The organism is Bacillus sp. NPDC060175, from assembly GCF_042728695.1.
In the GTDB taxonomy this organism is placed as follows: Bacteria; Bacillota; Bacilli; order Bacillales; family Bacillaceae_G; genus Bacillus_A.
In genome coordinates this window covers 1-9,959 of sequence record NZ_JBHWYR010000055.1, presented here as the reverse complement: position 1 = coordinate 9,959, position 9,959 = coordinate 1, and the positions used below count along the sequence as shown (strand labels likewise).

The window sequence follows — 9,959 nt, the reverse complement described above, 5'->3', positions numbered from 1 at the left end:
CGCCACCTCCAAGTAGTTATCTAAATTTCCTCTTTCAATTATATCTTTTCTTCGACAAAATAAGAGAATTTCCTTCTAAAAAACCAATCATTTTAGTATACCATACAAAACTCTCCATTTGTCGCGCTTCGTTCTACCTTCTACAGAAAATAATTTACTTCGTCCATACCCTCTAACCGAGAAAACATCCCCCGGAAAACATTCATACGAAGTTTGCTCTACTGTTTTCCAATTGACTTTTACTAAGCCACCTTTTATCAGAGGCTGTACTTTCTGCCTAGATATATGCAGCATTTCAGCTAATAAAACATCTAGACGAAGTGACGAAACTGTTCCAGATTTTTCTCCCCACTTTTCACCTACACGCAAAACTTTCTCTACTTGTATAGGAGAGAGTGTGACTTTCATTTTCCCTATTGATTGTAAGTTCATTTCAATATAGGATACAACTTCTTTCGCAACTGCAATTTGGGCACGATTTTCTTGAAGCAAAATATCACCACATTTTTCCCTTGTTAAACCAAGTGACATGAATGCACCTAATATTTGCCTATGTTCTAGCGTGAAAAACTTGGAAGGATAGTCAATTTCTAATACTTCTACTTGAAATTCCTCTTTATTTAATTCTAGATAATCTGGATAAATTAGTGCTCTTTTCCGTTCGGCTTCAGGCATCGCACCATCAAACCGTACAGCTACATCTCCTTGCCCTATTACCATAGAAACAATTTGTTGCTGTCTTGGATCAAGAAAATCTGTTAACTTGACTTGATGGTACTCAGCAGCCTGTTTCCACTCTAATACTTTATCCACAAAGACCTCTTCATCCGGTCTAAAATGCTCGTAGATGCTCATGTATGTAGCCTTTCGCTAAACAAAATAAAAAAACAAACTTGTCAATCCTCTACTAGCGAGATTCAATGTGAAAATCGCAACAAGTGGAGAAATATCAATCATACCAAGCGGTGGAATAAATTTCCTAAAAGGTTCTAAATAAGGTTCGCAAATGCGTGCAAGAAAATCACCAAATTTTGATTCTCTTGCACCTGGGAACCAAGACAAAAGAATATAAATGATAAGCGCATAGGAATAAATTTGAATAGCATACTGCAATACTTGTACAACTGTTGTCATGGCGTATTACCACCTCTTTATATTTGTCTCTTCTTCTTCACCGAATAACTCTGAAATCGCACCAACGATATCAACATTTTCAGGTGTACACATAAATGTTTTCGGGCCTATTTTTTGAATATCCCCGCCTATAGCGTATACAGTACCACTTAAAAAGTCAACGATACGTACAGCTTGATCTGTAGACATTCTTTGCAAATTAATTACAACAGCTCGTCTACCTTTTAAGTGATCCGAAATGCCTTGCGCTTCCGAATATGTGCGTGGTTCTAGTAAAACAACTTTTGAAGATTGCTTCGCTGTTTCAATACTCACTACATTTTGCTTCGGTTGCACTTTCGCAAACGGAACATCTTGTTGTTCTGGGGGATCTTGTTGTTTTTTCATGTCTGTTTGCTCCTTTTCATAACTATATTGAGCTGCTTCTTTTTCTTCCGGTGTGTCAAAAAAGAAGTATTTTACTTTTGACCAACTCATAATAACTTTCTCCTTCCTCTTACGCTTTTCCTACTAAAACCGTTCCCAAACGAATATATGTAGCGCCTTCCTCAATTGCAATCGTGTAATCATTTGACATTCCCATTGATAATTCTTTACATGGTGCATGTAATAATTCTAGCTCCTGCACCTCTGTTTGTAGCATGTGCAATTCCTTAAAGCAGCGACGAATCTCTTCCTCTTCTCCTGTAAACGGAGCCATTGTCATTAATCCTACCACTTCAATCTTATCCAATTCTTGCAAACTTTGAATAAAAGAAATTGTTTCTTCTATCGCCAATCCTTGCTTTGATTCTTCAGATGATGTTTTCACTTGAATAAAGCATTTAACTTTCTTATCAGCACGTTTTTGAATTTCTTTTGCAAGCGAAAGACGATCTAATGAATGTAAATAATCAATCTCATTAATGATTTCTTTTACTTTTCTCGTTTGCAATGAGCCAATAAAATGCCAATTCACTTTTGAACCGAAATGCTCGTATTTTTGTAAGAAACCTTCATTTCTATTTTCACCTAAATCAATAATTCCTGCTTCAATTACTTCGCTTGTTTTTTCAATTCCTACAGTTTTTGTAACTGCAACGAGCTTAATATCTTTCATCGAACGTCCAACTCGTGCACAAGATTCTTTAATTGCTTCGTTTACATCTGCTAAATTCCCTTGCACTGTCACTTGCTTCACTCCTCCTTAAAACCTATGAAACTCAACATTCTCCCCGTCTTACCTTGATCACGACGATGAGAGAAAAATAATTGTTCTTCACAGCTTGTACAAAGAGATGACATTACAATATGTTCTTCTTTTATGCCTGCTTGTACACATAATATACGATTAACTTCTTTTAAATTAATTGCATACTGACCATTAGAAATTACTTTATAGGGAACAGATCCGTTTACTACTTGCTGTGCTGCTGTTAATACACGATCATCAACAACATAACAACACGATCCGATTGCAGGACCAATTGCGACATAAATTTCATCACTTGAAACACCTTCTGCATTCCACTTTTGAATCATTTCTTTCGCAATCTCTGTTACAGTCCCTTTCCACCCAGCATGCGCAAGTCCTATCATATCATGTGATGGTGCATAAAAATAGAGCGGAACACAATCAGCGTAACAAGATGTTAAGAGAACATCTTTGTTAGTCGTATAAATGCCATCCGTTTTTGGAATACCGTCTTCATATGAATAAACGCCTTTCCCTTTTTCTTGCAGTCCTACTTTCTCAACATGATGGTCATGAACTTGTTCAGAGCAAATCCATTTTTCTAATGGTTTTTGTAACTTATTCGCTAAAATGCGTCTGTTTTCATGAACATTCTCCACGATATCATTCACATGTAATCCTAAATTCATCGCATGAAAGGAGCCTGTACTTACTCCACCATCTTTTGTCGTAAATCCAACAGTAATGTTTCCAAGTTCTTTCCACGCTTGTAAATACAGTATACCGTCCACATATTTAAATGGTTCTCTCATAAAGCGGCTCCTTTTAATTAAAATAACAGAAAAAAGCATGGTACTTCCTGTCTATTTTACCATACTTTTATTTTTTCATAATGACAACTGAAAAAAAAGGGGAATTTGTAATATTCTTTATGAAATTGTCGGTGTTTGTATTGATCCTGTTACAGAATTAATATTATCTACTCTGACAAGTATGACATCTTCCCCAATTTTCATAATTTGCTCCCAAGGAATCACAAATTCTACTTCCTTTCCAAAGAGTCCTAACATACGTGTCTGCTTGGAAATAATAACTGTCCTAATCTTCCCTGTGTCTATATCAAAATCAATATCTCCAATATTTCCAAGCATTTTTCCATCTAAAATATTTACAACATCCTTCATTTGAAACTCCGAAATTCGTATCATATTCATCCTCTCCCTTATATCATGAATCATAAGTACGCTCTCAAATAAAGTGAAACCTTAATCAGTGGGATTTTTCCCATCCCTACTGATTATTAGCCCATGCTAATCGGACTTTTTCGGGTAGCTCCGCTTCCATCTAACTTCTTACTTCAGCCGAATTTTGAAGCGGGTAAACAGTATATAACCGCTACTAATAGAACATCCATTTTATTTTCATTATATGAACCTACCTACTCTACTATGAGCGCAAAATATTATATATAAAAAAGGCCTCACCATAACTGGTGAGGACCTTATCCTTGAATCGTCTTATTCATTTGCTTAATAGCAGACTTCTCCAAACGTGATACTTGCGCTTGAGAAATCCCAATTTCTTCAGCAACTTCCATCTGTGTCTTTCCTTGGAAGAAACGTTTTCGAATAATCATTTTTTCACGATCATTTAAACGCTTCATTCCTTCTTTCAACGCCAGTTCTTCAACCCACTGCTCGTCCTTTTGTTTTTCATCCTTTAATTGATCCATAACAAAGATAGGATCTCCTCCATCGTTATAAATCGGTTCAAATAATGAAACCGGGTCTTGAATAGCATCTAGTGCAAAAACAATTTCTTCATGTGTCACTTCAAGAACTTTCGCAATATCCATTGCTGTTGGTTCTTTTGAATTTTCAGCAATCAATTTTTCTCTTACTTGCAACGCTTTATACGCAATATCTCGTAATGAGCGAGATACGCGAATTGGATTGTTATCACGCAAATATCTGCGTATTTCCCCAATAATCATCGGCACAGCATACGTTGAAAATTTTACATTTTGGCCTAAATCAAAGTTATCAATGGATTTCATAAGTCCAATGCAACCAACTTGAAATAAATCATCAACATATTCTCCTCTGTTATTAAATCTTTGGATGACGCTCAGTACAAGACGTAAGTTTCCATTCACTAATTTCTCTCTGGCGCTTCTCTCTCCACTTTGCATTTCACGAAATAATTTACGCATCTCTTCATTTTTTAGTACTGGAAGTTTAGCTGTATCAACACCGCAAATTTCTACTTTGTTTCTCGTCAAAGTGTTCCCTCCTATCGGGAGTTGCTGTACAGTGTAAAGTATTTCCTTTGAAGGGGATTTTATGCATACGGTTTTCCCATCGTTTTTCACAAACATCATATTTCCTAATGCACAAAAAGAGAATAAGACCAGTCTAGATACCGACTGGTCTTATTCTTCACACCATTTTATTAAATTCTTTTCGTAATCTTTTTATAATTCTTTTTTCCAAACGAGAAATATACGACTGTGAAATTCCAAGCATATCAGCCACATCTTTTTGTGTCTTCTCTTCGCCACCAGCGAGTCCAAACCGAAGCTCCATAATTTGTTTTTCACGATCATTTAATTGATGCAATGCTTTCATTAAAAGATGACGATCTACAGTAGCTTCTAAATCTTTTGTAATAATGTCATCATCTGTACCTAACACATCTGATAATAACAGTTCATTTCCGTCCCAATCAATGTTAAGCGGTTCATCAAAAGAAACTTCCGAACGATTTTTATTATTTCGACGCAAATGCATTAAAATTTCATTTTCTATACAACGAGATGCATATGTTGCTAATTTAATTTTCTTTTCTGGATTAAATGTATTCACTGCCTTAATAAGACCAATTGTTCCTATACTAATCAAATCCTCAATATTTATCCCTGTATTTTCAAATTTTCTTGCTATATATACAACAAGCCGTAGATTACGTTCAATAAGTATCGACCTGGCAGCTTGATCTCCATTTGGTAATTTATTCAAAAGAACTGCCTCTTCGTCTTTCGTTAACGGCGGTGGCAACGCTTCACTTCCGCCAATATAATAAATTTCATCGGTCTTAATTCCTAATTTCAGCAATACTTTATACCAAAGGTATACCAAATAAAATTTAAATTTCACCATATTATCCCGCCTCTCATAATTAAGCAATTACCATCTTTTGCGAAATCAACATTTTCGGATGTACAATGCATTGATACTCTCCATTGGTAGATAATTGTTGTGTATTTAATCCAATCAGTACTTTGTTTACAACAACCAAACCTTCATGATAAACTTGCACACAATCTGGCTTAATTGCCCATAAAAATTGATTCTCTATTCCTACTGCTCGGAAAGGAATTAAACGTAGTTTCGTCGCCCACCCAGAATCATTTTCTGGTATTTGAGGAATTTCTGTTTTGGAATAAATTTGTTCTGTTAACCAAGCTGGCAAACAATGTTCTAATGATGAAATATGCATAATCATAACGGGTGTTTTTGTTAACGGGTCATAAAGTTGGTTCCCACTATCAATTAGACCTGCCAGTTCTAGTTCCTCTCCAGCTAATTGAATTTTCACTTTCACGATTTGATCATAGTGTATCTTTGTGACCTCTACGCTTTCTATACGCTTTTTAGAAAAATAATAAATTACTGGAAAACCAAAAACAACAAACAACCAACTAATTGGATCACCGTAAGAAACTGATTTAGATTGAACTAACCCATTTACCATTTCGTTCGTTTGCAAAAAGTAATGCGTTCCAATTAATCCTCCACCAACCATAAAGGTTACAAAATAGAAAGTAAAAACAGTTTGTGCATAATTTCTAAATGTTGAAAACCCAAATGCTGTATACACAATAAGTAACGAGTACAATAGTTTCATAATTGGATGTGTCATCATAGAAGCAAAAGGCGTAAAGGCGAAAATAACAATAGTTGAACCTATAAATGCCCCTAACACAAGCCTCCATCTTTTGATTCTCTTTTTTAACACGGTGGCTGTTAATAAAAGTAAAAGAAAATCAATGCAGGCGTTTAACAACCAAACAATGTCGGCGTAAACAACCAAACAATTCACCTCTTTTTTTAAGTTGAGACTAGTATAATGCATATCCAATAGGAAAGTGTGTCAATTGGTGGAGGGTTTTTTTTTGTTATTTTGTGATTTCTAGACATAATCTGTCGGTAAAAGATAAAAGTGTATTTTTCATAGAATAATATAAATTCCTTACTTGTATACATAATAATTGAATTATATATATACAAAGTTTATCTTGCTATTTGCGGGCAGTAACACCCCTGCCTCAAAATTCAGCTACAAAAAAGTAGAGAAGTTAAGCGGGAGTCGGGCTAACAATCATTTTGGATGAACAACCCCTACTAATTAAAGTTTCACTTTATTTATCACAGCTTATAGCTTAAAAATAGGACTGGACTCTCCATATGCAAAATAATAAAAAAAGATCTGCTTAGCAGATCTTTTCCATTTAGACAACAAAAAAAAGGAGCATGAAAGCTCCTTTTTTTTTATCGTCTACGACGGTTACGTAAGAATGCTGGAATATCGATGTCATCTGAATCTGTATGACGATCATGCATAACCGGCTCTTCACGTTTCATTTCACGCTTAACTTCACGTTGTTTTGAAGGTTGAGCTACTGGTTGTTGTTGCTGTTGCGTGTGATTCGCAGTCGGACGGATAATTGGTTTTGGTGGCTGTGTCGAAGCACTATCATCAAAACCAGTTGCAATTACAGTGACAACGATATCATCTTTTAATCCTTCATTAATAACAGAACCGAAGATCATATTTACTTCTGGATCCGAAGCTGAAGCTACAATGTCTGCTGCTTCTTGTACTTCATATAAACTTAAGTTTGCGCCGCCCGTAATGTTCATAATAACACCTTGAGCTCCATCAATAGATGTTTCTAGTAATGGACTAGAAATCGCTTTTTTCGCAGCTTCAGCTGCACGATTTTCACCATTACCAGAACCGATACCCATTAAAGCAGAACCTCTATTAGACATAATTGTTTTTACGTCTGCAAAGTCTAAGTTGATTAGACCTGGTGTAGCAATTAAATCAGAAATACCTTGAACACCTTGACGTAATACGTTATCAGCTTCACGGAACGCTTCTAACATTGGCGTATTTTTATCAACAATCTCTAATAAGCGATCATTTGGAATTACAATAAGTGTATCTACATTTTCTTTAAATGAAGCAATACCAGATGCAGCTTGAGTTGCACGTTTACGTCCTTCAAATGTAAATGGACGTGTTACAACACCAACTGTTAACGCACCTAGTTCTTTTGCAACTTGAGCAACAACTGGAGCTGCACCAGTTCCAGTTCCGCCACCCATACCAGCAGTTACGAAGACCATATCCGCGCCACGAAGTGCTTCTTGAATCTGTTCTTTACTTTCTTCTGCAGCTTTTTTCCCTACTTCAGGGTTTGCGCCTGCACCAAGTCCACGCGTTAATTTTCCACCAATTTGCATTTTCGTTTCAGCTTTTGATAGATTTAATGCTTGTGCATCAGTATTCACAGCGATAAAGTCTACACCTTGTACACCATGTTCAATCATACGGTTTACAGCATTGTTTCCGCCACCGCCGACACCGATAACTTTTATATTTGCTAATTGATCTTGAGTAGTATCAAACTCTAACATGTCGAAATCCCCCTAGAACCTCATTTTTCGTGTCCAATTTTAATCCCATAAATAACGGAATACACGTTTTACTTTTGACATCATACGGTCATCATTTTGATTAGTATTGTTTTGATTACGAGTTTTTTGCTTCGCAGGTTGCTGTTGTACCGGCATTGGTGCTGGTACTGGTTCAAAATGTTCTTGCTTTTCCTGCACATTTTTCCCACGTAATTTAGCTTTTTGATAAGAATGTTTAATTAATCCAACTCCACTTGTATATTGAGGCTCACGAACACCAATATAATCAGGAGTTGCTATACGAACATTTTCATGTAAAATATCGTATGCAAGATCAAGAACACCTGGCATAGAAGCTATCCCACCAGTTAGTACATATCCAGAAGCAGCTTGCTTTACTCCTAACTTATGCACTTCATCTTGAACAAACATTAAAATTTCCTCTACACGAGCCTCTATTATATCCGATAATTCCAACTGAGAATATTGTTCTGTTTGATCGCTTCCCATAATAGGAACCGTAAACATCTCTTCTTCAGATGCTGTATCATAAAAAGCATGTCCATATTTCAGCTTAATTTGATCTGCATTTTCTGTTGAAGTTTTCAGCCCAATCGCTATATCCTTCGTTATATGATCTCCACCTAATGGCAATACGCTCGTTGCTTGCAACTCTCCATCTTTAAAAATAGATAAGGTTGTAGATCCTCCACCCATATCAACAAGGGCTACCCCTCTATTTCTTTCATCCGAAGATAACGCAACTGTCGCTGCCGCTAAAGGTTGCAGACAAATATCAACAATTTCAAGACCTGCTTTTTCTACACAACGAAGTAGGTTATGTAGTAAAGTTCTCGAGCCTGTAATAAGTGTACCTTCCATTTCTAATCTTACACCGATCATCCCGCGTGGATCGTTAATCTCGTCAAGACCGTCTACAATGAACTGTCGAGGTACCACATCAATAAATTCACGTTCAGGAGCAATTGACACAACTTGCGCTGCATCTAGAACGCGTAAGACATCTTCATTCCCGATTTCACGATCTTCATTTGAAACAGCGACTACTCCGTGACACGGGAGCAACTGTACCTGGTTTGCATTGACACCTACTACAACTTGCTCAATGTGGATACCCACCATGCGCTCAGCTTGTTCAATTGCTTTTTTAATTGATCGAACAGTTTCATCTATATCAACTATCGATCCCTTCTTCAAACCATTTGATTTTACGTTTCCAACACCAATAATGTTTAAGCTATCATTAACCATTTCACCAATGATGACTTTAACATTGGATGTACCGATGTCAAGACTAACATATATTTCATTGCTGTTCATTCTTTGGCACCTCCTTCTTTATTTATACCATACAACTCAATATATGGAACAACAATCGCAACTTTACTATTTATAAGAAAAATATTCAACGTCTTTATACGTTTCCCTTTTTTAACCCTATATTTTTCTTATTTTTATTTAACATTCATTTAAGAATATCGCAGTAACCTGTGAATAACTGCTTTATCTTGAAATAATTATATTTCAAGTGTAAAGATTACCGCCAAGTATAAGTCTACACTAAGATGTACTTGTAGAAAAGTGAAACTTGTACCAATCCTAGTATGAATCTAAGAAAATTTACATTTTTTTCATCAAATTAAGCATTCTTGCAAATTAGCATCCATATAAAAGAACATTTGTTTCATTTCATACGTACGCAGTAAAAACTATCATTCTATTCTTTCTTTTCTTCAGCACCTAGTTCCTTCGTATATGCACCCACTTCTAAGTCAATTAAAACCTTCTTACCAGGTTCAATTGTTTTTAAAATAAGTGGATAAGCTTCCATTCGCTTTGCGAAATTTTGAATAGTGGTGCTCACTTCATATCCTTCATTCATATATAAAGTATGATGATCTTCATTTGCGTTCGTTGGTGTATAT

General features: G+C 35.9%; 11 protein-coding genes and 1 pseudogene. All 12 read right to left on the bottom strand.

Features of this window, described 5'->3' with window-relative positions; genetic code table 11:
- Positions 1-87 precede the first annotated feature (87 nt).
- Positions 88-855 (bottom strand): YlmH family RNA-binding protein, encoded by a 768-nt coding sequence (locus tag ACFWDE_RS22465; RefSeq protein ID WP_377894796.1) that lies wholly within the window; start codon positions 853-855, stop codon positions 88-90.
- 15 nt (positions 856-870) lie between these two features.
- Complete coding sequence (locus ACFWDE_RS22460) at positions 871-1,134, bottom strand: YggT family protein (protein WP_377894794.1); 264 nt, start codon at positions 1,132-1,134, stop codon at positions 871-873.
- Positions 1,135-1,140: 6 nt separating this feature from the next.
- Positions 1,141-1,611, bottom strand: coding sequence for a cell division protein SepF (locus tag ACFWDE_RS22455; RefSeq protein WP_002014721.1), 471 nt, complete (start codon positions 1,609-1,611; stop codon positions 1,141-1,143).
- Positions 1,612-1,630: 19 nt separating this feature from the next.
- The gene (locus ACFWDE_RS22450; protein WP_002146040.1) at positions 1,631-2,305 is read right to left on the bottom strand and encodes a YggS family pyridoxal phosphate-dependent enzyme; all 675 of its coding nucleotides are present in this window, start codon (positions 2,303-2,305) and stop codon (positions 1,631-1,633) included.
- A 5-nt stretch (positions 2,306-2,310) separates the two neighbouring features.
- Positions 2,311-3,120 carry a peptidoglycan editing factor PgeF gene (pgeF, locus tag ACFWDE_RS22445; protein WP_377894792.1) on the bottom strand — a complete coding sequence of 270 codons (810 nt, stop codon included), beginning with the start codon at positions 3,118-3,120 and terminating at the stop codon, positions 2,311-2,313.
- Between the two features lie 117 nt (positions 3,121-3,237).
- Complete coding sequence (locus ACFWDE_RS22440; RefSeq protein ID WP_377894790.1) at positions 3,238-3,516, bottom strand: YlmC/YmxH family sporulation protein; 279 nt, start codon at positions 3,514-3,516, stop codon at positions 3,238-3,240.
- Between the two features lie 293 nt (positions 3,517-3,809).
- Complete coding sequence (sigG, locus tag ACFWDE_RS22435; RefSeq protein ID WP_377894789.1) at positions 3,810-4,589, bottom strand: RNA polymerase sporulation sigma factor SigG; 780 nt, start codon at positions 4,587-4,589, stop codon at positions 3,810-3,812.
- Positions 4,590-4,746: 157 nt separating this feature from the next.
- Positions 4,747-5,466 carry an RNA polymerase sporulation sigma factor SigE gene (gene sigE, locus ACFWDE_RS22430; protein WP_377894787.1) on the bottom strand — a complete coding sequence of 240 codons (720 nt, stop codon included), beginning with the start codon at positions 5,464-5,466 and terminating at the stop codon, positions 4,747-4,749.
- A gap of 19 nt (positions 5,467-5,485) precedes the next feature.
- Positions 5,486-6,400: a sigma-E processing peptidase SpoIIGA gene (gene spoIIGA, locus ACFWDE_RS22425; protein ID WP_002146036.1), complete on the bottom strand. Its 915-nt coding sequence runs from the start codon at positions 6,398-6,400 to the stop codon at positions 5,486-5,488.
- Between the two features lie 458 nt (positions 6,401-6,858).
- On the bottom strand, positions 6,859-8,013 hold the full coding sequence (gene ftsZ, locus ACFWDE_RS22420; RefSeq protein WP_002066873.1) for a cell division protein FtsZ: 1,155 nt from the start codon (positions 8,011-8,013) through the stop codon (positions 6,859-6,861).
- A gap of 39 nt (positions 8,014-8,052) precedes the next feature.
- A complete protein-coding gene (ftsA, locus tag ACFWDE_RS22415) occupies positions 8,053-9,354 on the bottom strand; it encodes a cell division protein FtsA (RefSeq protein WP_002146035.1) in 1,302 nt (433 codons plus the stop codon).
- 397 nt (positions 9,355-9,751) lie between these two features.
- Positions 9,752-9,959 (bottom strand): annotated as a pseudogene (locus tag ACFWDE_RS22410) (cell division protein FtsQ); the annotation flags it as partial.